General features: G+C 46.8%; 31 protein-coding genes. 3 read left to right on the top strand and 28 right to left on the bottom strand.

Annotated features, from left to right (window positions below):
• Positions 1-56: 56 nt before the first annotated feature.
• The 5 genes from KB559_RS08240 to KB559_RS08220 form a co-directional block, all read right to left on the bottom strand.
• Positions 57-2,099, bottom strand: coding sequence for a carboxylesterase family protein (locus tag KB559_RS08240; RefSeq protein WP_211021241.1), 2,043 nt, complete (start codon positions 2,097-2,099; stop codon positions 57-59).
• A 247-nt stretch (positions 2,100-2,346) separates the two neighbouring features.
• Positions 2,347-2,994, bottom strand: a complete 648-nt coding sequence (locus tag KB559_RS08235; RefSeq protein ID WP_211021240.1) for a pentapeptide repeat-containing protein — start codon at positions 2,992-2,994, stop codon at positions 2,347-2,349.
• Positions 2,978-5,305 (bottom strand): DEAD/DEAH box helicase, encoded by a 2,328-nt coding sequence (locus KB559_RS08230; RefSeq protein ID WP_247681662.1) that lies wholly within the window; start codon positions 5,303-5,305, stop codon positions 2,978-2,980. The genes KB559_RS08235 and KB559_RS08230 overlap by 17 nt, the downstream gene beginning before the upstream one ends.
• Positions 5,302-6,642: an ATP-binding protein gene (locus KB559_RS08225; protein ID WP_211021239.1), complete on the bottom strand. Its 1,341-nt coding sequence runs from the start codon at positions 6,640-6,642 to the stop codon at positions 5,302-5,304. The genes KB559_RS08230 and KB559_RS08225 overlap by 4 nt, the downstream gene beginning before the upstream one ends.
• A 39-nt stretch (positions 6,643-6,681) precedes the next feature.
• Positions 6,682-8,442: a TerB N-terminal domain-containing protein gene (locus tag KB559_RS08220; RefSeq protein WP_211021238.1), complete on the bottom strand. Its 1,761-nt coding sequence runs from the start codon at positions 8,440-8,442 to the stop codon at positions 6,682-6,684.
• A gap of 162 nt (positions 8,443-8,604) precedes the next feature.
• Here KB559_RS08220 and KB559_RS08215 point away from each other — a divergent pair, with 162 nt between their 5' ends.
• The gene (locus KB559_RS08215; protein WP_211021237.1) at positions 8,605-9,312 is read left to right on the top strand and encodes a M50 family metallopeptidase; all 708 of its coding nucleotides are present in this window, start codon (positions 8,605-8,607) and stop codon (positions 9,310-9,312) included.
• On the opposite strand, the gene KB559_RS08210 is transcribed toward KB559_RS08215, so the two are convergent.
• The 3 genes from KB559_RS08210 to KB559_RS08200 all read right to left on the bottom strand — a co-directional run bounded on the left by KB559_RS08210 (position 9,276) and on the right by KB559_RS08200 (position 10,617).
• A complete protein-coding gene (locus tag KB559_RS08210; protein WP_211021236.1) occupies positions 9,276-9,545 on the bottom strand; it encodes a DUF5316 domain-containing protein in 270 nt (89 codons plus the stop codon). The genes KB559_RS08215 and KB559_RS08210 overlap by 37 nt on opposite strands.
• Positions 9,546-9,616: 71 nt before the next feature.
• Positions 9,617-10,198, bottom strand: a complete 582-nt coding sequence (locus tag KB559_RS08205; protein ID WP_211021235.1) for a hypothetical protein — start codon at positions 10,196-10,198, stop codon at positions 9,617-9,619.
• A gap of 83 nt (positions 10,199-10,281) precedes the next feature.
• A complete protein-coding gene (locus tag KB559_RS08200) occupies positions 10,282-10,617 on the bottom strand; it encodes a winged helix-turn-helix transcriptional regulator (RefSeq protein ID WP_247681692.1) in 336 nt (111 codons plus the stop codon).
• A gap of 111 nt (positions 10,618-10,728) precedes the next feature.
• Here KB559_RS08200 and KB559_RS08195 point away from each other — a divergent pair, with 111 nt between their 5' ends.
• Complete coding sequence (locus KB559_RS08195; protein WP_211021233.1) at positions 10,729-11,124, top strand: RidA family protein; 396 nt, start codon at positions 10,729-10,731, stop codon at positions 11,122-11,124.
• A gap of 73 nt (positions 11,125-11,197) precedes the next feature.
• On the opposite strand, the gene KB559_RS08190 is transcribed toward KB559_RS08195, so the two are convergent.
• The 6 genes from KB559_RS08190 to KB559_RS08165 all read right to left on the bottom strand — a co-directional run bounded on the left by KB559_RS08190 (position 11,198) and on the right by KB559_RS08165 (position 15,159).
• The gene (locus tag KB559_RS08190) at positions 11,198-12,016 is read right to left on the bottom strand and encodes a hypothetical protein (protein WP_247681661.1); all 819 of its coding nucleotides are present in this window, start codon (positions 12,014-12,016) and stop codon (positions 11,198-11,200) included.
• Between the two features lie 58 nt (positions 12,017-12,074).
• Complete coding sequence (locus KB559_RS08185; RefSeq protein WP_211021232.1) at positions 12,075-12,659, bottom strand: HD domain-containing protein; 585 nt, start codon at positions 12,657-12,659, stop codon at positions 12,075-12,077.
• Positions 12,660-12,676: 17 nt separating this feature from the next.
• A complete protein-coding gene (locus KB559_RS08180; protein ID WP_211021231.1) occupies positions 12,677-13,060 on the bottom strand; it encodes a nuclear transport factor 2 family protein in 384 nt (127 codons plus the stop codon).
• Between the two features lie 38 nt (positions 13,061-13,098).
• Positions 13,099-13,539, bottom strand: a complete 441-nt coding sequence (locus KB559_RS08175; RefSeq protein ID WP_341047494.1) for a GNAT family N-acetyltransferase — start codon at positions 13,537-13,539, stop codon at positions 13,099-13,101.
• 472 nt (positions 13,540-14,011) lie between these two features.
• Entirely contained in the window at positions 14,012-14,674 is a 663-nt protein-coding gene (locus KB559_RS08170; protein ID WP_211021229.1) for an HAD family hydrolase, read from the bottom strand.
• Positions 14,671-15,159: a GNAT family N-acetyltransferase gene (locus KB559_RS08165; RefSeq protein WP_211021228.1), complete on the bottom strand. Its 489-nt coding sequence runs from the start codon at positions 15,157-15,159 to the stop codon at positions 14,671-14,673. The genes KB559_RS08170 and KB559_RS08165 overlap by 4 nt, the downstream gene beginning before the upstream one ends.
• Before the next feature lie 61 nt (positions 15,160-15,220).
• Between KB559_RS08165 and KB559_RS08160 the strand changes: the two genes are divergently transcribed.
• A complete protein-coding gene (locus KB559_RS08160; RefSeq protein WP_211021227.1) occupies positions 15,221-15,655 on the top strand; it encodes a hypothetical protein in 435 nt (144 codons plus the stop codon).
• Here KB559_RS08160 and KB559_RS08155 read toward each other — a convergent pair.
• From KB559_RS08155 to KB559_RS08090, 14 genes are all read right to left on the bottom strand, one after another.
• Positions 15,642-15,986, bottom strand: a complete 345-nt coding sequence (locus tag KB559_RS08155) for a YobA family protein (RefSeq protein WP_211021226.1) — start codon at positions 15,984-15,986, stop codon at positions 15,642-15,644. The genes KB559_RS08160 and KB559_RS08155 overlap by 14 nt on opposite strands.
• Complete coding sequence (locus KB559_RS08150) at positions 15,958-16,587, bottom strand: pyridoxamine 5'-phosphate oxidase family protein (protein ID WP_211021225.1); 630 nt, start codon at positions 16,585-16,587, stop codon at positions 15,958-15,960. The genes KB559_RS08155 and KB559_RS08150 overlap by 29 nt, the downstream gene beginning before the upstream one ends.
• Positions 16,588-17,016, bottom strand: coding sequence for a DUF1801 domain-containing protein (locus KB559_RS08145; RefSeq protein WP_211021224.1), 429 nt, complete (start codon positions 17,014-17,016; stop codon positions 16,588-16,590).
• Between the two features lie 25 nt (positions 17,017-17,041).
• Positions 17,042-17,548 (bottom strand): GNAT family N-acetyltransferase, encoded by a 507-nt coding sequence (locus KB559_RS08140; protein ID WP_211021223.1) that lies wholly within the window; start codon positions 17,546-17,548, stop codon positions 17,042-17,044.
• A 26-nt stretch (positions 17,549-17,574) separates the two neighbouring features.
• Positions 17,575-18,192 (bottom strand): hypothetical protein, encoded by a 618-nt coding sequence (locus KB559_RS08135; protein WP_211021222.1) that lies wholly within the window; start codon positions 18,190-18,192, stop codon positions 17,575-17,577.
• Positions 18,193-18,231: 39 nt separating this feature from the next.
• Positions 18,232-18,753 carry a DinB family protein gene (locus KB559_RS08130; protein WP_211021221.1) on the bottom strand — a complete coding sequence of 174 codons (522 nt, stop codon included), beginning with the start codon at positions 18,751-18,753 and terminating at the stop codon, positions 18,232-18,234.
• A gap of 48 nt (positions 18,754-18,801) precedes the next feature.
• Positions 18,802-19,257, bottom strand: a complete 456-nt coding sequence (locus KB559_RS08125) for a GNAT family N-acetyltransferase (protein ID WP_247681660.1) — start codon at positions 19,255-19,257, stop codon at positions 18,802-18,804.
• Between the two features lie 16 nt (positions 19,258-19,273).
• Positions 19,274-19,825 (bottom strand): histidine phosphatase family protein, encoded by a 552-nt coding sequence (locus tag KB559_RS08120; RefSeq protein ID WP_247681691.1) that lies wholly within the window; start codon positions 19,823-19,825, stop codon positions 19,274-19,276.
• A gap of 182 nt (positions 19,826-20,007) precedes the next feature.
• Positions 20,008-20,211, bottom strand: coding sequence for a zinc ribbon domain-containing protein (locus KB559_RS08115; RefSeq protein ID WP_211021220.1), 204 nt, complete (start codon positions 20,209-20,211; stop codon positions 20,008-20,010).
• A 100-nt stretch (positions 20,212-20,311) separates the two neighbouring features.
• Positions 20,312-20,608 carry a DUF418 domain-containing protein gene (locus KB559_RS08110; RefSeq protein WP_211021219.1) on the bottom strand — a complete coding sequence of 99 codons (297 nt, stop codon included), beginning with the start codon at positions 20,606-20,608 and terminating at the stop codon, positions 20,312-20,314.
• A gap of 81 nt (positions 20,609-20,689) precedes the next feature.
• Positions 20,690-22,624 carry an ABC transporter permease gene (locus KB559_RS08105; protein ID WP_211021218.1) on the bottom strand — a complete coding sequence of 645 codons (1,935 nt, stop codon included), beginning with the start codon at positions 22,622-22,624 and terminating at the stop codon, positions 20,690-20,692.
• Complete coding sequence (locus tag KB559_RS08100; RefSeq protein WP_211021217.1) at positions 22,599-23,369, bottom strand: ABC transporter ATP-binding protein; 771 nt, start codon at positions 23,367-23,369, stop codon at positions 22,599-22,601. The genes KB559_RS08105 and KB559_RS08100 overlap by 26 nt, the downstream gene beginning before the upstream one ends.
• A 182-nt stretch (positions 23,370-23,551) precedes the next feature.
• Positions 23,552-24,562 (bottom strand): sensor histidine kinase, encoded by a 1,011-nt coding sequence (locus KB559_RS08095; RefSeq protein ID WP_211021216.1) that lies wholly within the window; start codon positions 24,560-24,562, stop codon positions 23,552-23,554.
• Positions 24,559-25,263 (bottom strand): response regulator transcription factor, encoded by a 705-nt coding sequence (locus KB559_RS08090; RefSeq protein WP_211021215.1) that lies wholly within the window; start codon positions 25,261-25,263, stop codon positions 24,559-24,561. Before KB559_RS08090 ends, KB559_RS08095 begins: the two co-directional genes overlap by 4 nt.
• Between the last annotated feature and the right edge of the window lie 15 nt (positions 25,264-25,278).

Here is a 25,278-nt window from a genome sequence, read left to right as displayed (position 1 = left end):
TCATACAACCTGTTACTAAATGGGGAGTTTGTTCATGCCTGCTAGCAAGTCTGTTGTCAATCCGTCAGGTAAATATCGCCGAAGGCGTTGATATCTTTAGCCGTGCCGATACCGCTATTGAATTCCAGCCATCCTTTACGTCCTTCTCCATCATTGTCGTTTACCAGCAATGAAAATTTGAGCTTCAGCCCCGGTTTTACCAACGTTGTGTCCAGCGTCAGCTCGTTCCATGGAATAGCGGCTTCATAAACCGTTGTTTGTTCCTTTCTGGTGATAGCAAGCTCCGTCTCAAAAAAATCATCGATATTAAAACCTTGCGGTGTTATCCAGCGCCACTTGATCAATCGTCCCTTGTCGTCCATAGCCATACCCAATTCGTGGTATTCGGACGGGTTGCCGCCATTCTCATCCGCTAGGCCAATCGCGAACTGTACTCCGTCCCCGCTCCAAATCTCGCTCCCGCTTGACGTTTGGAAATGCTCATCGTCGGTAACTTCCAGGGCAATATATAGATTGGCGGAATCCCAGCTTAAAAAACCTGTCGCGCCGGCATCGTCTCTCCCACGCCAATCCTTCATTTTAACGTCTTCTACTTCGAAACTGGCCTGACTACTCCATTCCTTAAGGTCCCCATCAATTTGGATATTGCTTTGTGGCTTGTCAATTTGCAACGCATGGAAAACGTCCTCGTCGCTATGCAGCAGTTTTCCCGAAGCATCATATCCCCGCCCCATTGACTTCCCGTTAATCAATTCCGGAATCGTGATTGCGGTACTTTCCCCCGGCTCCAGTTGTTTTAACTCGTTAGTGAAGGTCTGATTCCCTTGCTTCGTTTCGTAAGTAACTTGAAGAGAACCATTGAAAATATGCTTTGATTGGTTCGTTATGGATATCAGCGTTTTTGCTTTTTGGTCGGTGTCATCAAAATACGTTTCGAAGCTCTCTTGCAGCGGGCTCAAAACTTTAACATGGGAGACGTATCCCGGAACCGAAGCGGTCTTCTGATCATCCGGTTCCATACTTGCGAATACGGTGTAATTCCCGGGTGTTAAACCGGCAGGAACTAGGAGTGTAACATTTTCACCCACATCATTCTCCGCAAGCTCCCAACCCTCCGGTACAATAATCCGAAGAATTCCTACGCTTGAATTACGGATAAAGCTTTCCGGCAGCTTTATGCTCACGGGATCACCAGAAGCGGCGGTTAGCCCCGCGTTCGCCGGAAGTTCACCGCTCTTGGGCCCATTCATCACGTTCCACAAAAAATGCGTAATCGTCTCAACGACATCATCGATGTATTTTGCGTTCTTGTAATCATGACCGGCTCCCTCTATCGTGAACAGATCATGATAAATCCCTTGTTGTTCCAATGCGTCTTTTAAATCCAGGCTTTGCCGGTAAGGGATCATCGCATCGATCGTTCCATGTATAATCAGGATGGGGGGCATATTCTCATGAACGGTATTCCCGAGCAAACCGCCGTAAATATCCACAACGGCAAATACCGATTTAACGAGGGAAGGGTCGCTACGCAAATACTCATTGGTAAAATTCATCGCCAGGTAGCCTCCGGCTGAGTCCCCGCCGATCACTATTTTTTTGGAATCCAGTCCGTACATTTCCGCATGGTCATAAATCCACCCGATCACATCGGCAATATCCTCGTAGGCGTCGGAAAGGGTTAGCTCAAAATTCAAGAACGGATCGGTCTTTAATCTGTAATTCATGGATAATACAACATACCCGCGTTCCGCCAATTTGTTGGATATATCCACCGCATCCTCCTTGCTCCCCTCCTTGTATCCGCCTCCATGAATAAAAATAAAAACCGGCCTTTGCTTATTGTTATCGCCTATCGGCTCGTACAAATCCAGACTCAGCGTTTCTTCGTTCTGTGCTTCATTCTTCTTGCTCGCATAGACGATATTGCTCTTCGTGTTTACATGGAACACAGGCGACAGATATCTGACTTCTCGTTGCTCGTGGCTTAGGACCGCCTTCATTGAAACATCCTTATTTACGTTTGTAGTGCTGCCGATCATGGGTTGCTCCAAACTTGTATCAGGCGTGTTTATTCTCTTGTCAATCTGTCGATTCATAAACAACCCGACTCCCAAAATAAGCAATAAACCCGTAAGAACGTAAACCGTCCACCTTTTCAAACCAATCCCCCCATAAGAAATGAATTTGTCCTTTGTTAAAAAATTCAAATTCATTTTATGACCCGGATCTCGGATAAACAATAATGTATTCCATCGTTAATTGGGTGTAATCATACGCAAAAGGGAAAACAAAAAAACACCGGGAAATCCCGGTGTTTTAAATATTCTGACCTTTTCATTCCTGTTATTCCTTTACCTTCAATCCAAGAAGCTTGGCAAAGCCGGTCGCCTGCTCGGGAGACACGGTGCATCCCGGCAACGCGGAGACGGGAATATCGACCCGATCAAAAGTACAGGTGCTGATATCCATACCTTTAAGCGAAGTGTCCGTAAAATCCGCCTCATTTAGATCGCATTCCTGCAGCTCGACATCCTTAAACTTACATCCGTAAAAATTAGCATTTTGCAGGGAACAACCACTAAACCTCACTTGCTTCAAAGAACCCTCCACCAGATCACTCAGATTCATCAAGCAATTCTCGAAGGTCACGAACCCCAGGTTAGCCTTGGACAGATTCACCCCGGTCAGTTTACAATCCTTGAAATGAACGCGGTGAATAATGCCCCTTTGCAGTACGGCATTGGAGAAATCGCAATTTTCCAGCACCGTATCGGTCATATCCATCCGATCAAAGGTGGTATGCGAGAAGGAACAGCCGCGAAGCAGCACCTTGGACAAAATGCATTTCTCCATAACTTCATGTTCATACTGGGCACCGTTCATCATACTGTTTACCAGCTCATGATCCGCGTCCTCAAGCAATGTTTCCAAATCAACCTCATATAAATCCGCAGGGAGCTGCGGGGACATCATTTTAATTTTTGAAGCCATCCTGATCACCTTTCTGTTGTCGGGTTACCAGCCCGTTTCTCTCTGCGATTACCGGTCTTTCGCCCGATTGTTTTCGAAGTACTTCGGCCAGTCCTTTCACATCCAGACCATCCACGGCAAAAGCGCGCCGAACCAGCTCGGGCGGCACATACTCGTCATACTTGCCGAGATATGGAGCCTCCGCTGCATCGAGCAAAGCTTCAGGGTCATGTGCCCCGGACAGCTCGTCCCGGATGCTGGCCAGCAGACTTTCTGCGTCAGCTGTTCCGGCAACGACCATATAATACGGTTCCATCGGGACGACTTGTCGCAGTCCCATCGGTTCCGTAAGATTATGCTTCAGCAAACGCTCCAGCGTACGGAACTGCTTGCTTCCCGCCCACGGTAAAATGAACAGCGAATTTCCGCCCGCCGGAATCACCGGACTGCGCAATAACCCGCTTTCCCGGGCCAGCCTGCGCGCCCGCTCCAGACGGTTTACCGCTCCGGGCGCCAGATAGGGATACAGCGTTTGTTCCTCTAACACCTGGCGCATTTTTTGCATTACCCTGGTATGAACGTCGCCGCCGGCTCCTAGCCAAAGGGTGTCTACCTTGCCCTTGGAAGATTTCACGTAGACCGCCTTATGCTTGCCGTCCACTTCCTCGACCTTCCAGAGCTTGCCGGCAAGCGAGAAGCAGTAGCCCGGCGGCGGTACGGTGGTAATGCTTCCGATCTCCTCCGAACCGTTATACACCACATGTTCCTCATCATCCTTGAACACGGCATAGAATCGGTAGTTGTTCACCACCTTTTCCCCGCCAAGCCCGATGATCAGCGAACCTTCCTCCGTCTGCTGGATATGGTCGGTCTGCAGCAAATATTGCAGCAGCTTCTTATATTCGTCCGGCTCAATGCCGCGAAAAGCCGGCAGCGTCAGGACCGCCCGCGCCAACTCGGCGGGCTCGGCTTCGCCGATGCTCTTCAGAGTGCTCATCGTCTGATGATAGAGCACCCCGACCGGCTTCCGCCGCAGATCTAGCGGCTCCACCCAGCGCTCGCGGACGTACAGCTCGATCACGGCGATCGCCCGCAGCAGCGTCCACGGCATCCGCGCGGGCAACTGCGCCTCCTCGTCCTCTTCCTCCGCACAGAGGAACATCATCTCCGACGCCGCATCGCCCCGGCGTCCGGAACGGCCGAGCCGCTGCACAAAGCTGGAGCAGCTGTACGGCGCTCCGAGCTGGATGACCCGCTCCAGCTCGCCGAGGTCGATGCCGAGCTCCAGCGTCACTGTAGCGGCGGCCACTGCAGGACCCGAGCCGGACTTCAGCGCGGCCTCGGTCTCCTCCCGCAGCATCGCGGAAATGCTTCCGTGATGCACATGGAACACATCGCGCTCCTCCCGCTTCGCGGCAATTCGGCGCATCTCGAGCGTGGTGAGCTCGGCGTCCGAGCGGCTGTTGGTGAAGACGAGCGCTTTTTTTCGGTGGGTATGGTCATAGATGAAATTGTAATAATTCTGCTTCGCGAGTTCCAGATGCTCAGCCTCCCGTTCATCCCGGGCATCCGGGAACGAGAAATGCTCAACCGACAGCTTCAGCTTCCGTCCGCCCTGCGGCGATACCACCTCCACCGGTTGCGGGGTTCCGGCCCCAAGCCAGCGGGCGGCGGTATCATAATCGCTAAGCGTGGCCGACAGCCCTATCCGCTGCGGTGTACAAGAGGCCATCCGCTCCAGCCGGGTCAACTGGCTCAGTACCTGAATGCCCCGGTCCGCACCCATGAAAGCATGCACCTCATCGATCATAATATACCGCAGATCATGAAACAGCGCAGGAATCGCATTCGGCCGGTTCATGAGCAGCCCCTCCAGCGACTCGGGAGTAATTTGCAGCACACCGCAAGGCCGTTGCATGAGCTTCGTTTTCTCCGCTTGGGATACGTCTCCATGCCAATGCCAGACAGGCACTTCCCCTTCCCTTAGCAGTTCGCTAATCCGCTCGAATTGATCATTGATCAGCGCCTTCAGCGGTCCGATATAAAGGATGCCCACCGATTCCGATGGTCGATGATACAGCTCGGTAAGCGCCGGAAAGAAAGCCGCCTCCGTCTTTCCCGATGCCGTCCCAGATGCGATCAGCAGATGATGCTGCGTATCGAACAACACTCTGCACGCTTCAACCTGGGCTTCGCGGAGGGTGTCCCATTTCTTGCGGTAAATGTATTCCTGAATGAACGGGGCCAGCCGGGCAAAAGGATTCCCCTGTTGCCCCCGATCCGCCCCTTGGCCTCGGCCTCGGTTATCGTAATGCCGATCGGATCCGCTCATAGGTCAAACTCCGCCAAAAAGTCATCGAGTTCGTCTTTGCTGCCGGAATTACCGGAAGAGCCGGATGCCAAATATTCTTGCTCACGCTCGCCCATCAGTTCCTCAAAAGTCAGTTCTTTATGTTGGTGCAGCATATGCAGCACATCCATGAAATCCCGGACTACTTCCCGGGTTGTCAGCAGTTCCTCGGCTCCAAGTCGGCCCACCGCCGCCTGCATGAAAGCAATCAGCTGCCCATCGCTCAAGCGAGGCTCATAACCGGAGTGCATCGCATGAATATTGCGCAGCTTTTGCAGCAGGATCAGAATCTCCTCATGCGACAGCATGTCCAGTCTCAGAATCGGCGAAGTATACGTCCGCCGCGAACCGCTGCTGTAACGGCCATCCATTAATCGCGACCGAAGCGCCTCATAGCTGAACAGGCCTCTGCGTTCATCCTCCACAAACTGTGGTGTTCCGCCCAGGTAAATGCCCAGGTATTGAGCTTTTCCCTGCATCGTGTCATTGAACATCGTCAGCAGCTTTTCGTAATTGCTTTGTCGGGACACGCTGTTCGTAATTTTGTACAAATTCACGCCCTCGTCGATAAACAGCAGCAATCCCTTATAGCCGATGCGCACTGCAAATTCGGACCACAGCTTCATGTAGTCGTACCAATTGTCATCATCGATAATAACGCCGACCCCCAGCTCTTTGCGCGCCTCCGTCTTGGTCGGAAATTCCCCGCGCAGCCAGCGCAGCGCCGCCGCTTTCCGGTCATCGTCCCCCAGCTTGTAGCCCGACCAGTATGCGGCCAGCACCTTGGCAAAATCAAACCCGTGCACCAGACTCTGTAATTCATTGCTGACCGCATAGATTTGGAGTTCCACCGCTTCATACAATTGCGGATCACCCGGACGCAGACCGGTGGCCTGCATTTGCTCCTGCTGGAGTCCGGCAATCCATTTTTGCAGCATGCTCTCCAAGGCTCCGCCGTCCGGTCTTGTCCGGGTAGATAAATGCATCATCAGCTCCCGGTATGTGCCCAGCCCCTGTCCTTTCGTGCCAACAAGTCTTCGCTCGGGGGACAAATCGGCATCCGCCACCACAAATTCCCGGTCCATCGCATAATTACGGATCATTTGCAGCAAAAAGCTTTTCCCGCTCCCGTACCGCCCGGTAATCAGCCGAAACGCCGCTCCGCCCTCTGCGATATTGTCCATATCTTGGAGAATCGACGCCACCTCGGCTTTTCTTCCGACCGCGATATGCTCCAGTCCGACCCGCGGCACCACTCCCGCCGTCAAGGAATTCACCAGTGCCGTAGTCAGCCGTTTAGGGATTTGCATCTGTTTCATCTCGTTATCACCTCTTGAAATCTAAACACTATATTTACATCAACAGCGGCTCCCAAGCATACCCGAGAGCTCCTGCCGGTACTCCTCCGTAATCTCATCTCCGTCGATCAGCAAATCGCCGATCCACTCCATGGACAGTCCGTTGATCTCATCAAGAAGCAGCTCAGGCATCGAACCGGCTTGCTCGGCGATGTCATATCGCACCGCATCCCCATCGCCATTGACCAATGCGGACAGCATCTTCTTGTGGGACTCGGACAATCGGCCCCACAGCTCTCGCCACTCCTCCGGTAATTCCATCCCATCAGCACAATTATCATCGTCTGACAATTCTGGACGCTGATCACCTTTCGGTGCTTCACTCTTCATTGTTTCCAACGCTACGTTTGCAGGCGACTCTTCCTCAAAAGTCTGCCAGCCGCGTTCGAAATCCATCTCTGCCTGCTGGGGGCCGTCGGTATCTTTCCGATTCCGGTTCCGGCTGCGCAATGAACCTAGCTCCTGCTTGGCCTGCGTAACGAGGTGGCCAAGGGATATCTCCATGGCCGGCAAACCCGATGAAACCGGATGCTCCACCGACGAACCTTGATTCTCCGGAATCACCGGTAACTGTTCGGTCAACAGCATGTCCCGTACTTCATCCGATTCATGCTGCAGTTTGCGGAGCTTGGCGGTGTTGATCTTCACTTTAGGAGCGCGGGCTTTGGCTTCTTCCGCTTTGCGGAGCTCAAACTCCTTATGCAGAAAGCGGGAAACAAGCTCCTCCACCTCAGCTTCAAGGGTGATCCCGCGCAGCTTCCCTTTAAAGCCGGACAGCTCCCGCAGCTTGTTTTCCGTAAACCTGACCAGTTGTGTCAAATAAGCGCGGAGCGGGAGATGCTCACTAATCGCCAATATAGAAACCGTCGCTGTGCGCCCGTATTGCTCGTAGTCGTAGACGGCGCTGCGGAACAAGTAGCGGGTAACCTTCTTTTCACGGGGCATAAAATGATTAATCAGCTTGTTTCCCGTAGTCTTTGCCAGGTACCCATCTACCAGCACTATCACTTTCGGGATATATTCCCTCAGGTCCTTTCGACCCTGTTCATTGTAATAACGGCTTTTTTCAATTTCATAGTCGCACAGCTGCAAAACCAAATCCCAAGTCAATTCCACCGGCTCGGCGGAAAATCTCCGTTTCCATTCCAGCTCCCTAAGCTCGGGCGACAGACTTCTAGGAAGCTTTGCAAGCGGCTCGAAAGGCGGCAGATCCAACCCGAATACCAGCGCAAAATCATACTTCCATTCCCGTACATATTGATCCAGCTTCGGATACCTTTTCCGGTAGGCGTGCCATACCCTGTCCATCAACTGGACCCCCTGCACGGGCTCGCTCCAGCCGATTCCGTGAATCAGCTCATACAAGTACACAAACAGATAAGATAGGTCAGTATCATGATAACGTTCCGAACGGACCTCTCCCCTCCAGTACAAATACCATTTAAGCTGTCCCGGCTGCATTTGATCATAGGTCGGCCAGTAAGTTTGAAAAGGGACGAACTCTGCATGATCCTCAGTTTGTGATTCAAGTTCCCGCGCTTTCTGAACAAATTGCCCTTCGCGCGAAACATACCGAAAATCCTGCTGCCAATCCAGGCTCCGCTCCCAGCCATCCGGCGTAACGACCCGGCTGACGGTCTCCCGCTCCTGCGGTTCCGGCGCCCCGAGTTCCAATTCGGCAAACCTCAACTGCTGCTCGCGTCTATTCTGTTGTCCGCTCTGCTCTATATGAATGTCGTGTTTGTCCGTTTTATCGTTCATGACTCCAGACCTCCATCACAACTCCATTATATCATTGAACCGAAAATTTGTTCGCTTTTTTGAAGGCAAATTGTATTCCTTTTTCACGACTGGCATCCAGCCAGATTTCATATTATGCTGTAGAAGAGTTGTAATCGAAGATGGATTTAAAGGGGATTAAATATGAATAAATGGCTTAAGGCATTCCTGTTTCTTGCGGGGGCCGCTATCCTTACGAGGCTGATTCCATTTTCCGACTGGTTCCGTATACTGGACACGATGATCCATGAGCTCGGTCATGCCGTGATGACCTTGTTGATGTCAGGCCGCGTGCTGCGCATTGAGTTGAATCCCGATCACAGCGGTGTAACTTACTCCGTGCTGGCCACGTCGGGCTGGAGCCAGGTTGCCGTGTCACTCGCCGGATACATTTCAGCATCCTTGTTTGCGATCGCCTTGTTTTATGTCCGTTACAAGCATCAACAACGGGCAGGGATTATGATCATTAGTGTCATTGCACTGGCAATGATTCTCCTGTTCGTGCGGTCGGGATACGGGCTGTGGTGGCTGATCATTTTCATCGTGGTAAATTTTGTGTTTTTGCTTCTTGGAGGACGGATTCTAAATTTCTATTATTTATTGCTGGCATTCCTGTGTCTGGAGGAATCGGTAATGGGGCCGTTCACGCTGTTGCTGCGATCCCTCACGGATCCGAGTCAAGCCGGGGATGCATCCAATCTGGCGCACATCACGATCATGCCGGCTTTAGCCTGGTCTCTTCTTTTCTTTGTCATCTCGATTTTCTGCGCCATGTCCGCTTTACAACTGTATTGGAAAGATAGGGGCCAAATCCGTCATGCCAGAAGCACGAATGATGCGGCGGTCAGATAACCTCTTAAGTTAGCCAAATAAATGAGTAACGCGACAGTTAGAAACGGCAGGCCAAACAGAAACAATACGGAAGAAAACTTACTTCTAAACCTTTTATCCTCTGCCGTTTCGATGCTCTCGTTGGCCCTTGTCCGGTCACCGCTAATAAACGCCCCAGATAATAATCCCGCTAACAGCCAGGACACGACTCCGATTCCCCCGGTAATTTTAATGGCCATTTCCCAATGACTCAAGAGTCCGGCAGTTAAGGCTGTAACGATACCCAAAACCGTTCCGACAAGGAAAGCTCTTATCGCGAAATTCCTCATTTCAATTCAAATCCCTTCAAAAAATCCCTCATCAGCTCATTTGAGAGGCGAATCGCTTCGGACCTGCTGCTGGCCGGTACAGTGATCATTTGACCATCTTCGGCGCTCCAAGATGACGCTCCCGTACCATCTGATTCTTTTTGATCCGAGACCAAAATCGTTACCTTACTGAAATCACTATTTATGAATAGAGAGCCATACTGATATATATGTGTATTGTTTACTGCTCCTGGTGTCCCATCACTCGCTTTTTTGTATTCAAAATAAGGATAGCTGATCACGCCCCAACCATCTTCTGAAATGGGCATCTTAAGTTGTCTCTGATCTGCGGGAACAGGTATATCCTCGCCCTCTATGTTAATGATCCCTTTAAATGTTCTTTTTCCGGTAATGCTTTTGTGCAATTTCCCCTCAACATTTACATTTACAACTTTTTCGGGCTCTGTGTTGTCGTTTCCTAATCTATATTTAAAACCTTGAGCGCTAATATGGATGTCCTTAGGAGATAAGTTAATTCTAACAAAAACCGCTATGGCTATCAGAATGAGTATGCTCAAAAAAACCGTCAGCTTTTTCATAGTCTCTCCTTGTTTAACGCCCAAACACAATAGTTCTAAATCCTAGGCAGGAGCGGTTAGTGTTGACGAACCTATAGCCGGATTTAACGATCCCGGTTTGTTGCTCCCCACTCGCATAAATTCTCCAATACAGGCAGTAAACTCTCTCCTTTGACCGTGAGACTGTACTCCACTTTAGGAGGTATTTGAGGATACTCTTTCCGTTTAACCAAACCATCCGCTTCCAATTCTTTTAGTTGCGCACTTAATGTTTTATACGTAATGGCACCTATTTGTCTTTTCAAATCATTAAATCGAACCGGGTGGTTTTCTGCCAAAAGATAAAGAATGACCATTTTCCATTTACCGCCAATCACTGAAACTGTATAGCCAAAAGGTGTATCTTGAATCGTTTTGACTTTACCTATAAATTCACCCATTCCCACATTAACACTATCCTTTCGGGTAGTACCTATCCAAAAAGTGCGTACTACTCTTTATATTATGCTCAGTTTATACTAGCCTTACTTTGATTGAAAGGGGAGTTATAAATGACTAAAACAATTGCTACCTACGGTCACGGCGTTGCATGGGAGGAAGAGTTCGGCCTTTCACAAGGATACAGCGTCAATGGGACCATCTACATTTCAGGACAATTTTCGCATGACATGCAAGGCACTTTCGTAGGGGAGGGCGATATCGAAACACAGACCCGGCAGACGCTGGAGAATATTGATCGTGTGCTGGCGGGTTTTGGAGTCACAAGATCGAACATCGCGGAGATGGAGATCTTTCTGACAAATCCGCAAGAGCATTTTGAGAAGTGCGTAGAACTGTTCAAAGAATATGTAGGCGACCATCGGCCGGCCGGTACCCTCGTTGGCGTATCCGGGTTGGCGTTTCCTCATCAACTGATTGAAATCCGCGCCGTTGCACATACCGACTAATTTAGCTATCGCGACAAGACGCTCCGAGCGGTGGGGCTGGCTACGATAAAGCTCGACCGCTTTGGGCGCTTACTTATTCCAGTTTCAATTCTTCTTTTCTTTGCTTTATCCACCTTTTAATTTCCTTTGAATTATTCTTCTCTTCGGATGAACCATGTCCCGACTCCAGGCTCATGATATCCTCAAAAGAGACTCCGCTTTCATTCCCCCACTTTTTCCAAGGTTGTTTATCAAACGTATAGTGCTTGTAATATTTCAGCGGATTTATTGATCCCGGGGCATAGTTATAGGTCCCCATGTTAAATGGATCCGTAACCATTTCTCCTGTTTCCGAATTATAAACAGCTTCAAATCTGCCGTCTTTGGAAATAAACTTAAGATTAAGTGCTCCTTTTACTCCCTCATGGTTATATCTATGGTATTTTGCACTGAATAACTTCCATTTCCCTTCCGCCGCTAAAGTGATCATGTCATCCAGACTTACAGGTGCGCCACTATACGAGTTCAATTTGTTTCTAAAAAAATGTACTTCCTCTGTAATGCTTCCTGCCTTTCTAATGTTTCTATCAAATGTCTCAAAATAACGAGTGGAGTTCTCATGATTTATTAAAGCGCCTGGATTGCTCTCCAGATCTTGCATCATTTTCACAATGACGGCTCGGGCTGCTATTTCATTAGATCCATCCACAATGTACCACTTCTTGTGATCATTTCTAACTTTCTCGAATAAATCATTGAGCCCTATAAAATATTCATCCGATAAAAATGAGGTGTTATCTTCAGTCCCGCTCTCTAACCATACTGGATTCGATGGGGTTTTGATATTGAGCCAACCTATTAAAAGCATAATAATGACTAGGCTTATCCATATAGCTGCTTTTTTCTTTGACATCATAACCGTCCTATTAATGTTATAGATCTTCCTTCCAAGTACCGTGCCGGAATGTTCATTACTTAGTCAGAATCCCTTGCTCTACAGAACTCTTAATAATGGTTTGAGCATACTCCCACAGCTTCTCCGATCCATAATTAATCTCCTTATTTCGGTTGATAACTTGTTCGCTGGTAATTCCGTATTTCTGCCATGTATCGCCTTCATTCAACGAATTATGTATGAGCGGCTGTAGTCTATCCAGCGATGAAGCGAATTTCGCTTCTTCCGTTTCTTTATTTTCAAACTCAAGCCACAATTGAGTAAATTCTTCCTCTTGTTCGGCGGGTAACATTCCAAACAATCTTTTGGCAGCTTCAGTCTCACGATCAAATTTATCAACTTGCCCATCCGTATCGTATGCAAATGTATCGCCTGCATCAATCTCCACTAAGTCGTGTATCAAAAGCATTTTAATCACCTTGAGCAAATCGTTGGTTTTATTTGCGTGATGTTGCAAAATCATCGCCATCATTGCAAGATGCCATGAATGTTCTGCATCGTTTTCTAATCTGGATCCATGTATGATTTTCGTTCTTCTTTCAATGGTTTTTAATTTATCTATTTCAACGATGAAGTTAAATTGCTTTAGCATTTTCTCCATCAAGCCCAGCTCCTTGTTTAACTATAGTCTTCGATCACAGCTATCTTTTGATCTCTTACAAGAAAGATGGTTTTCCCCTTAAGTTCTATGGTGTCCCCAGCCTTCAATCCGTTAGGCAGATCCGCCGCCAATTTGCCTTCATAATTAATTTCCACCTCTGCCTTATCCCCATTAACTATCATCTGTGTTATCGTTTGTTCCCTTTGCGAAAAGATCGTCACCGATTGCTCGGCTAAATTACGAAATTGATCCATTCCTTTAGTTTCTGTATCCACTTCACCATGGGAAATGTTTCGAAACTCAATATCCTCGTGCAAGAGATCAACCATCCCATTAACATCAAAAGAATTATACGCCTGGATGTAGCGTTTAATGAGAGATTGGATTTCCGCCTCTTCCATGATTCATTCCCTCCCTGAAGAAATCTTATAATGATCGATCAATATTCCAGCTTGTAAACGACTTCCCCATCAATCACGCGGCCATCCGCTTCAAAGCCTAATTTTTCGTATAAATGTTTAGCCTGCACATTATTTGGTTCAAAGCTAATGTGGATAACCCGATGTTGTTCATCTTCTTTAATCCGATCTATAAGCAGCTCCATGGCTGCCCTTCCATAGCCCTTGGACTGGTGCTTGGCGTCTATCATTAACCGGTAAATCCAATATTCATGGTCGTCCTCATCTATACAGTACATCGTAAATCCAACCAGAACGTCATCATCATAAATGGCTAAACAAATACATTCCGGAAAAGCTTTAGCCTGGGCGAGCGAAAATAAATTTGTCGCTACAAAATCCTTTTGTTCCTCTGCCACACTTAGCTTAATGACATCAAAAAAATTGTTGCGGTCGATTTCCTTAAGTTGTATCATCAATATTCCTCCTGCATCTTTATGTCGATTATGGATATGAAATCATTTCAATGCATGAATCAGGTTCATAAAAAAAATGTAAATCGGATATAACAACAGCATTCCAATGGCTAGTAAACCTGTTACCGGATTTGGATCGTCTCCGCCATAAGTAATAGGAAATAATCTAGCAAAGATATATGTAAACAAAATAAAGTAGGGTGCCCAAAGGATGATCGTCAGGTAATTTAGTTTCCTTCTGCCTAACCATTTTGTGGTCAGCATATATAAGATCACTGTGCCAAATATAATATCTGCACACAGGAGGATCGTATTTAATGTATTGATTGTTTTAAGATCCCAGCCAGTCAGCCGGCTAATTCTATATACATTTACCATAAGCTCGATCGGCACGAATATAAAGAAAGCATAGAGTATGCTAACCATATTCATTTTTATGAGATGCCTAACGATAGGTCATCAACCCCTTTTCCCACTTTCAGCTCCATTGTTCGATCAATTTTTCTATATCCAGCAAGTCTCTTACAATTCCATCGTATTTAAAGTCATCGTTATAAAAGGTGTCTTCCTTCCAGATCCCCTTCATTCCCGCACTTTTGCTGGCCGTAACATCGTTGATAGGATGATCACCAACATAAACACACTCTTCAGGTCTTACGCCCAGCAAATCACTTGCTCTATTAAAGATCGCCGGATCCGGTTTTCGAATGCCCTCTATTTCCGAGATCAATATCACTTCAAAATATTCTTGGATCCCTAAAGCTTGAATATTGCTGGATTGAAAGTCACCAAAACCATTTGTAATCATTCCAAGTTTGTACCCTTTGCCTATGAGATTTTCCAATAATTCAGTCGTATTAGGAAATGGTGTGGCATGCTTACAAAATCCAATTTTATAATCCGTTAATAATTCATTCCAATCCAACGGCAGGTCAAATTCCTTGATTAGTTCCTGGTAGACCCTATCCTTCCAAACATATCCTCGATGATCCAGTTCAATAAAACGATGGATATAGCTCTCCTTGTCTATATTCTTAGTGTTCTTAATGATCCTATCATACTGATCGACCAAGAAGCGGTATAAGGAAATGTTACGGTCCAATAAAGTTCCGTCCAGATCAAATATAACGGATCTAATCATAGATGCTTGCCGCCCTTCAAAATATTGTCCCTAGACGCCTCCTTTTCTAAGTAAATAATCTTCAGCTTTGGGTTGATTTCTTCAGATTTAAACTCCTTATATCCTAATTTAGTAAACAAGTGTAAATTCCTCAGACTCTTATCACCGGTGAACAATTGAAATTTCAAGCATCCATTAAAGTAAGTCTCCACTTCTCTCATTAAACTCGTTCCTACCCCATTGTTCTGATAGTGAGGGTGAACAATCAATTTGCCGATTTTGCAGGTTCCGTGATCCACAAATGCTCTCACCGAACCAACGATCAATCCATCCATTTCCGCTTTAAGTATAACTTGTTGATCGAACTCTTCTTCCAATTGCTTTAAGGTTTGTCTAAGCGGCTGTATGTTATAATTGTTATAAATTTCCGCTTCGCTTCTATATGCCATATACTGCAGTTCCAGAATATCTTTCAGGTCTTGTCGATCAGCTTTTACAATTCGCATCTTAAGAGTCCTTCCTTTCATAGCCCCTATGCTTAAGACATAAAACAATAAATTTAAAGGTGTGATTCTGATCAATAGAAAAAAAGCTTTGTTGTTATCAGCAATTATTATTCCTGTCCTTATTCTGGTCTGCTTATTTGGAGCATTTAAGACATTTAGCCAAAATACAACTTACGATCTTCAACTAGGGACAGAACAACACGACGAATTCCCGAAGATGGTAGATCATGGTACGGAATTCAAGAATGACGCCACACTTACTGCTATGGCTATATTTCCTGATGGGGATAAGAAAAAGAATTTACTTCGTGCACAGCTTTCTGTAACCAGAAAAGGCGAAACAACAGTTCTCCAAAAAGAAGATATCCGTGTATTTTCAGATTTGGCAGCCTATCCAATGAGATTGGAAAACTTACAATGGCCTTCAGGTGCGTATACTTTATATTTTAAGCTTGGGCTGGAAATAGAGAAATCTATGGATTTTATTTTGAAATAACAATCTCTTTAGCTTCTGCTTGAGATGGGTAGGAATCATCGATTCCGCCCCTAATCTTGTAATGGATCTTTTGACCGGGTTTCAAATTTCTTGTATTCGTGCTTAACCATATTGCTTCACCGGTATAAACATCCATAATATCTTTCCAAGTTTTGTTTACATAGGGTTGGTCAATCACTAAAATACGATCTCCGGTTACTTCCAAAATATATCCTTCTCCATCATATCGTGACTGGTTCAAAGACCCTTCATCGGAGTTACAACCCGCGAGCAAGACAATCATCAGAATTAATAGCATGCTACTAATAAAGCCTTTTTGTATAGCTCTCATGCATAGCATCAGATACCTCGCTTTCTGATAATCCTAGTTTATTGGCATGCTTGGATATCATTTGGGGTATATTCGGCAACTCCTGTTTATCTGTCCAGGAATCCGGGCTCCATAGTTTCGATCTTTTAAAGGCTTTTGCACAATGGACGTAACATTCTTCAATAATGATGCCTATCCCAAGTAAAGGCGTCTTCCCCTTGGCTTGCATACGGTTTAATAATTGCTTATCTTTAATAATCTGTGCTCTGCCGTTTACCCGTAATGTCTCTTCAAGTCCAGGTATAACAAATATCAAACCAACTCTTGGATTGTTCAAAATATTTCTCATAGAGTCGATCCTTCGATTACCGGGCCTTTCGGGAATGACAATCCTCTTTTCGTCCAAAACATATACAAATCCCGGCTCATCTCCACGTGGGGAAACATCACAAAATCCCAGGTTATCTGACGAAGATATAAACAATAATGGAGACAAGGAAATAAACTCCTTACAATGTGCGTCCAGAGAATCGATAACTTTATTATTTACAAGTTCACTCGGGTAACCGATTAACTCCCGAATTTCTTCCTCCGATTGAACAATATCCTCAAATCCGAGCATCTAATTCGCTCCAATCCATTTCTTAACGATTTCCTTCAGGTTCTCTTTGTTGGTTACTACATCGTTCATGCTGGTGAACTTTACAATTGCCCTGTCCCCCGTTACCCATTCCAATAGTTTGGTGGTGTCTTCGAAAAACGGTTCTTTCGCTTCGTTACCTGTAACTTTAGATCCACAATGGAAAATAAGACGGAAACCATCCTTACCATGGAGATTAAAAGTCACCCGATCCTGATTGTTAATACAAAAACTTGGTGCATTCCATTTAATATGTTCTGTTATTTCGTCATTCGCACTTAATATGATGGTTCGAACTTCTTCGATTTCCGCCTTTAGAGGATGTTCAAGGTTTGCCAGAAAATTAGCGACTTGTTGTTCTCCTGATAGCTTTTTTGATTTATTACTGGATGGGTTCTTATTAATAGTCATAAGTTCAGCTCCCTTCTAGAGAGTACTAATCCAATGTCTTTATGAGATAGAGGACAATGTCATCATTTATGACGACGCTATCCCCATATTTAATATAATGTTGACCATCGTGTATCCCTTTCCCATCCGGGACATATCCTCGCTTTACATATAGCACTTGGGCATTACCATAGTCACCAAAGACGCCCACCCCGATACCGGCAAGGGATGATCTTTCCCTTATGACTTCTTCTGCTTTATCCATTAACTTTGATCCTATTCCTAACCGCTGAAACTTCAATAGAACATTAAAGTCATTTACTTCAGGAATATTTCTTTCCTTGAATGCTGGATAATAGGATTCCCAAATAACATTCACATAGCCAGCGAATACACCATCGATTTCGGCTATTAGTGTCGTTCTATCTCCATTACTCTGTTCGGAAACATACCTTTCGAATTGAGCAGCCGGTTTTTCCCAGCCCTGTTCCTTAAAAGCATTTGAAATGATCCATGGATCATGTTCTGCTAATTTCCGAATCTTTAAGTTCATGCAATCTCACTTCCTTAATGATCGATTTACGTAATCAGATCTTTATATTGCTCTTTGTTTGTATTTGATAGGGCTTTACTTAACAACGATTTGTCGTAACCATGAGTTATTAATGCTTGCAAAATGGCATCCACCCGATCTTGTCTTCCTCTTCTAATATTGGATTCAAGCTGGATTTCTAAGGGAACGACCGGAATCAGGCGGTTCTCTAACTCAACATACTTTGTTAAATTCCAAATATGCTGTCCGCCTTCCCATATCCCTTCCCCCGTCTCAGAATCGGGTATTCCCGCGGAATTCGAAATTTGCACCACTTCCACATGAAAATCTTGAATCTTCCATTTCCCTTTTGTCCATGTAAACCCGGAAGGGAAGGATTGAGTAAAGAATGGTTCTTCATCCGAGGAGAGCCATTCCGGATCAAAATATGAAAGTTCAGTTTTATTCTTTATATGGAATGGACTCAAAAGTTCAGCGATCTGAGCAATATCTTCGCTATTCCGCACATAAATATCTAAATCATTTGGAGTCATGACGGCGTGCTGAAGTACTGAACCGACCGAACCTACAATAATCCACTTAGTTGTTAGGCCGGATTCCGAATAAAGATCGCAAAAAGTGGTGAGAGCTTGCTTCCAAGTCATGATGTAGCTCCTTTTTTCTTTATTGTTATTCGACAATTATCAGATAACGTTTCTGTACCATTTTCTAAGCTGATTGATTTGGGCTTGATGATACCTGCTATGGTCGGCCATATGCCAAATTCCCCACCGGATGGTTGCTTGCTTTTCATTTTCATGTCCGAAATAGACGATTTTCTCAAGATCAGTATCTGGTAATTGTATACAGACATCTTCCAACAATTTAATTACTTCTTCATAGTTTGTCATAAGAGTAACTACAGACTTGCCTTCAATCATCGGAAGCCGATTATTCTCATCGATCATGGGACCAAATTGCTCTTTTAATGTTTTAGGAAGCGACTCGCCCTTTATCCTATACACCCAATTGAGATCCACATACAGAAGATGTCTGATTAATTGAGCGGTGCTGTTATAGCTGCCGTCAGGACCTTTATAATCTACTTCTTCCAGGGTCATGCCTTCCGTAATAAGTTTTAATCTCTGGTTGTTTTCTCTCACAGCGGACCATAGCATTCCAACAATAGGCGCCATATTGGCTTCACATTGTAAATCATAAAGCATTGCTGTCTTCCTCCTTTACACTTATCAAATAGGATATTTGATAGTTCTCTACATATATGAAATGAAGCCCATCTTCTTCCCCTTCATCAAGCCCGCACTCTCATAGAATGTATGTACTTCATCACTCTTGGAACTTGTCATAAGCATGATTTTATAGCAATCGTGTTCTCTAGCAATCTCCCTGGCTTTCTCTAATACCATTCGTCCAAACCCCATCCTTCTGTAAGCTTCATGCGTCACAACATTCTCAATTAATCCGTAAGGTCGAGCATTTCGGGTTAGGTTTTTTATGACCACTAAAACGCATGAAGCCACGATAACTCCATGGTGTTCTACAACAATTATCTTCATATTCTTATCAGCTAAGATTTCATGCCAATGCCCGTACAATTTTTGGTCTCTGACTAATTCAGGGTCACTTGGTTGCAAAAATTTATATAACAGAAGTAGATCCTCCAGTTCATCTTCATGAACAAGTCTACACGTAGTCATTTCGACGGTCATTTCGACGCACCCCTCTTCATATATGATCTGGCCAAACTCGATTTATTTCAGTTATATGATCTTGAATTTCTAATCTATATACATCTGGATTCGAGAGTCGCCTCCAGTCCTCGAATCCAAAATCCTTGTTGTACTGTTTAATAATTAGGGAAAGTAATGCTCCATGAGTTACGATTAGAAAAGTCTTTTCCGGTCTGTCCAACAGTTCTGCGATAACTTCCAGTCCCCTTCCTAACGCCTCGTTTGAAGATTCACCGCCATCAAACTTCAACTCGAAATCATAAAAGGTTTCTTCGAGTTTCTCCATCCAATTTGCTAAGGGGGTGGCACTTAAAATCCGTTCTTGCAGCCGCTCATCCCTATGAATTTCCACTTGAATTAATTCACTTAAAGGTTGAATCGTATTTATCGCCCTAACAAATGGACTTGATACTATATATTCGATTGGTTTATGTTTAAAAAACTCAGCTAACTGCCCTGCTTGATGAACCCCCTCATCGGTTAGTTGGGCTTGCGGATCTTGGCCACTTGCTTGGCAATGTCTAACGAGATATATTGACTTCAACATTCCCCACACCTATTTTCCATCTGAATTTTTTGTGTTGTATTAACTAATATTCTGGATAAAAGAAATGCCCCAACCTAGATAACTCTTATCTTAGGCTGAGGCAATAGTTGTGTGTGAGCTTCCTTCCACGATTATACATCGGTCAGCAAACGGGCGATAGTCCGCCGAACCATTAATTAGGGTTATCCAAAGAATAAATCAAGAATGTTCGATCCTGCCGAAGATTGTTTATTGTAGAACTCCGAGTATCCGCAATTTCCGCAATATACAACGATAAATTGATTGTGCTGGATATCGAACATTTTGGAGAGGCCCGTCCCGGTCATGGCGACTTCTTTCGTCTTAGCGTCTCTGCTTCCGCATTTGATGCCCCCTTTGTCATTCATCATCTTTCACTCCCTGTGTATGATAAATGGTAATACGTTAGTACCGTATGTTAAGTTGCATCAATGACACTCCCTTAGGTTCTGATCTCCTAGCTCTACGTTAATTCTTCTCCTTTTTTATCGGCACAATACTCCAATAAGTCCCGCATCTCCACAACCATTCCAACGGTCCAAATCGAAATCGCCGCATCCAAAGGTTGCTCGCAATAATTTGTACCGCTACGATTCCAAGACTCACCAGCGTAGATACAACATAGGTCGTCGTGTCTGTTTTCAGGAAAATAGACTGAATGGCAAGCAGAAGCACGGTTTGTCCGATATAATTGCTCAGCGCCATTCGCCCGTAGGCTTGAAGCGGCTGAAGCAGCCGTGCTCCCGCACGGGTCCCGTTCAGCAATAAGAGAGTCCAAAAACGGAAATCTATCGTTGATAGCGGCAGACTGGTTCATTTCTATTTTCCTCTCACGAAAAGCGGGCTTTAAACCATCGTTTTATTGACCGCTTTGATATAGCGGGCTCTTACAACAAGGAAATACACGGTCTGAACGGCGAGAAAGGCCGCCGAGGCGGTTATCACAGGGACATAGACGGGACTCATCGAATTCATCATCTCCATGACCGGCCCGAGTACAACCAGCGACTGAAGCGTCGCCACCGCGATCGGAATAAAGAACAAAACGGCTATCTGAATGGTCGCTGAGAAGTTCATTTCCCGGCTGCTTAGCCCGATTTTCGACAAGGAGCGATACATCACCGCATCGCCTGACAGCTCCGTGTGCAATTTGAAGTAGAGAAAGCTTGCCGAGGAGACCGAGAATATCAGCGCGATAAATACACCGATAAAACTAAAGAGGGAGAAGGTTTGTTTAAAGGAATAGTAATTTTCCGCCCGGGATTGAAGAAAACCTCCATGATCTCCGCTTCGGTTCCACTCGGCCAGCTCAAGGCCCAGCTTCGTTTCCGGATCCTCCTTGCCGGGAAACTTCCCGGAATCGGGAGCCATATAGACGGTGGTATTTTGAATGTAATCTCCCCAGGCCTGATGTTCCCGCTTCAGCCGCTCAAACTCCTCATCCTGGATGACCAGCAGCTTCCCCGTATAGGATAGAGAAGCGACTTTTTCCGTACGGGAAACAAACCGGAACGCATACGTCGAGTCAGCAATTCGAACATCCATGGTATTCCCTTGAGGGGGGTATTTACGTTCCCTTTCCGGAGTTTGTACCAGTACCGATTCGGTTTGCCCGAGTTGTTCCACCGGGTCGATTGTCATGACCGATGCCAAGTGGTTAAACTGACTTTGCGAGATCAGCACGGTCTTCTCTTTCCCCGCCGCGTAGCTGTTGTCTGGGATCAAATCCACCTTCGCCACGCGATATTCCACGCCTTCCACGCCTAGAGATTTCTCGATGTAGGCAAGGTCTTCCTCAGCCTTCTTTATATCCCCATCGCTGTAAGTCGTGTATCTAAAATTGAACGGGTTGCTTATATAGGAATCCTTGATCGCCTGCTGGGAAGCCAAAACAAATCCAGTGCTCATGCATGCCAAAGCAACGACGACAGTCACGAGAAAAAGCATTCGTGCGTTATCCTTCAACTTATAGCTCATCTCGGAGATCCACAGTAGATTCGTACCTTTCCAGGCGGCACTGCGGCTGCGCTGCAGCTTTTTCACAATCCAGACGGATAGCTGGGAATAGAAAAAGTACGTTCCGGCGATCCCGGTGACAGCAGCGATCAATAGTCCGAGCTCATCGAGTTTCTTCCCATGGAGAGCCCAATACCCGGTCGCTAGCAGGGCGATGCCGAGCAGGAAAGTAAAAACGTTCGCTTTCGGTTCTTTTTTCGGCTTGCTGCTTCCCGTAAGCAGATCCAGCACTTGGCGTTTCCGGATAAACATTAATGTAAACAAGGAAATAAACAGAAACAGCAGAATAAATGCTCCGGCAGTCAGCAGGATCGCTTTGGCGGGCCAGTAAAAGGGCAAGTCGTCCAAATCGATCACTTTGGTGCTAACGAGCAGAAACACTTTGGACAATATCAAGCCAGCCGCGATTCCCGTCACGATGGCCACGGCTCCGATCAGTATATTCTCAAGGAAGATTAACAGGTTGATTTGGCGGGATTCCGCGCCCAGAATTGTCAGAATGCCGAATTCGCGGTTACGCGATTTCAGAAACACGCTGATGGAATACATCACGAAAAAGAAGGCAAACACATAGACGATGGCAGTCGCGATACTCATGCCAACCCGGGTCATGTTGCCCATTTCGGAGTTGGCGATTTTCGGGTGATACACGAATACGGCATAAGTGAAAAATATCATGACCATAAACGAGCTGCTCAGCAAATAGGCGACATAAGCTCGCGCATTGCGGCGGACGTTGTTAAACGCGAATTGAGGAAAGTTCACTCGTATTCCCTCCCCAGAACGACAGCATATCGATGATTTTTTGGAAAAAAGCCTGACGGTTCTCGCCGCGGTGAATTTCCGCCGCCAGTTTTCCGTCTTTGATAAAAACGATGCGGTTGCAATAGCTGGCGGCCACCGGGTCATGGGTGACCAGCATCAGCGTCGTCCCGTCCTTCTCGTTGATCTCAGCCATCGACTCCATGACCGCCCGCGAGGATTGGGAATCCAGCGCACCGGTCGGCTCGTCCGCCAGCAGCAGCAGGGGCGATCCGATAATGGCCCGGGCAATCGCTGTCCTCTGCCGCTGGCCTCCCGAAATTTCATAGATGCGTTTGTTCAAAATGCCTTCGATTCCAAGCTTAGAGGCTGTTTGCTTAAGCAGGCCATCCATTTCTTTTAACGGACGTCTGTCCAGCGTGAGCGGTAGTACGATATTCTCGGCGACGGTAAGCGTATCAAGCAGATTAAAATCCTGAAAGACGAAGCCGAGCTGTTGGCGGCGAAAAAGGGCCAGTTCCCTTTTTCTCATGTTGTATGGATTCTGTCCCCCAATTCTGACTTCGCCCGAGCTGGGACGGTCGATGGTGGATACCATGTTCAGCAGGGTGGTCTTCCCGCTGCCCGACGGCCCCATGATGCCGACAAATTCCCCTTCGCGGATCGTCAAATGAATATCAGTCAGGGCTTGTGTGGCCACCTTGCCCGAGTAGACTTTGTTTAGTGCCTTCACTTCGAGAATATCCAAAGCTGAAGCAGCTCCTTTCTGTTCTGTGTTCAAATTATACACTAACTTTACGACAGTTCATCTTTGGGCTGCCATCGGTTTAGGTGAACCGAAGCTTACATTTGCGATAAGGTTATGTTCGCTTTTTTGTTCGCTTTGCGTGTTAAGGCTAAAAAAATCAGAGCCAAAAAAGACACACCCCCTCAGGAGGATGTGCCCTCATTGTTGTTCTGCGCTTTGCGCAGAGATAAGCTGATCGTCGTCCCTTCGCCGGGCGTGGATTCCAGCTCGACATCATGACCTAACATTCCGGCGATTTCCCGCACGAGGTAAAGTCCCATGCCGGTCGATTCGCGGTATTGCCTTCCCCGCTCCCCCGTGAAATAGGGATGAAACACCCGGTCGATATCCTCCGGTGCAATCCCGATGCCTTCGTCACGGATATGGAGCCTGATGTGCTCTCCGGCGTCCTCCGCAGTAAGAACCACTTCTTTCCCGGGACCGCCGGAATAGTTCACCGCATTGGTTAAAATCTGGCCCAGCATAAAGCGAAACCATTTGGCATCCGTAAACACGCGCGCCTCTGGGTCGATCTCGAACTTTGGCGTGATTCCTTTACGGATGAACAGCGCGCGGTTCTCCACGACGGCTTCCCTTGTCGCCACGAGCAGTCCGATGGCCTCAACCGCAAAATCCTGTTCGAAATGCTCAAGGCGGGCGGAATAGAGAACCATATCCAATCCTTTCCGGATTCGTTCAAGCTCCTCGCGGATACTCTCGGCGTGTTCTTCCTCCACGTCGGAGAGTGTCAACTGGATGACCGAGAGCGGCGTTTTCATCTGATGAACCCAACGGTTCATGAAAGTCAGATGCTGCTCGGTCCGGCTCTGATGCCGGTGAAGCTGTTCGCGGTACAGCCGCTCGAATTGGGCGATCCGCTCGTGAAAAGCCTCCGGCAGCGCAGCGTCTCCCAGCGGCGGATTGAACAATTCGCCAGGCGGCTCCTCCGAGGAAAGCGATTTGTACATCGCACGGTGCGTAAAATACCGGTATCCGAGATAGATCGCCAGCACCGAGACGCTCAGCAGAATCCCGTACAGGATGATCCGTACCGGACGTCCTTCGCCCGTCAACCCGTAAACGAAAGGGACAAGCAGCATTTGAGCGGTAAAAAACAGAATCAGCGGCAACTGTTCCTTCCAGAATAGCTTCATACCGGAGGCTCTTCTTCCGCGGCAATCCGGTAGCCGGCGCCACGGACCGTTTCGATCCCGGCTTCCGCTCCCAGCTCTCTAAGCTTCTTGCGTACTCTCGTGATATAGACGTTTAGCGTATTGTCATCGATAAAGTGCTGATCCTCCCACATCATATCCAGCAATCGTTCCCGGCTGACGACCCGGCCGCCCTTTTCCATCAGCATCGTCAGCAGATCGGTTTCTTTTTGCGTAAAATCAGTCGAAGTCCCTCGGTATGACGCCATAAAGCGCTCGGGATACAACACGAGCCCCGCATATTCGATACTCCGCTCCTGCTCCCGCCCGGATGAGTACGCCCCAACGGCACGACGAAGCTGGCTGCGGATTTTAGCCATCACAATCTCCATGTCAAAAGGCTTCGTTATATAATCATCAGCCCCGTTCTCCAGAGCCATAACCTGATCCATCTGTCCGTCTCGTGCGGAGATAAAAATAATTGGGCAAAGCGACTTGGCCCGGATTTGCCGGCACCAGTAGAAACCGTCAAACTTCGGAAGATTCACATCCAGCAACACCAAATGAGGCTCCGTTTCCAGAAACGTATCAAGGACCTGACTAAAATCCTCGACAACCGTCACGCTGAAATCGTATTTCATCATGGATGAACGGAGTTTGTCCGCGATCTTTACGTCATCCTCCACAACGAGGATCCTATACATCCTTGATCCATCTCC

It is taken from the genome of Paenibacillus sp. Marseille-P2973, assembly GCF_018101095.1.
Classification (GTDB): Bacteria; Bacillota; Bacilli; order Paenibacillales; family Paenibacillaceae; genus Fontibacillus; species Fontibacillus vini.
The sequence above is the reverse complement of the archived record's forward strand: the minus strand, read 5'-3'. Positions and strand labels throughout refer to the sequence as shown.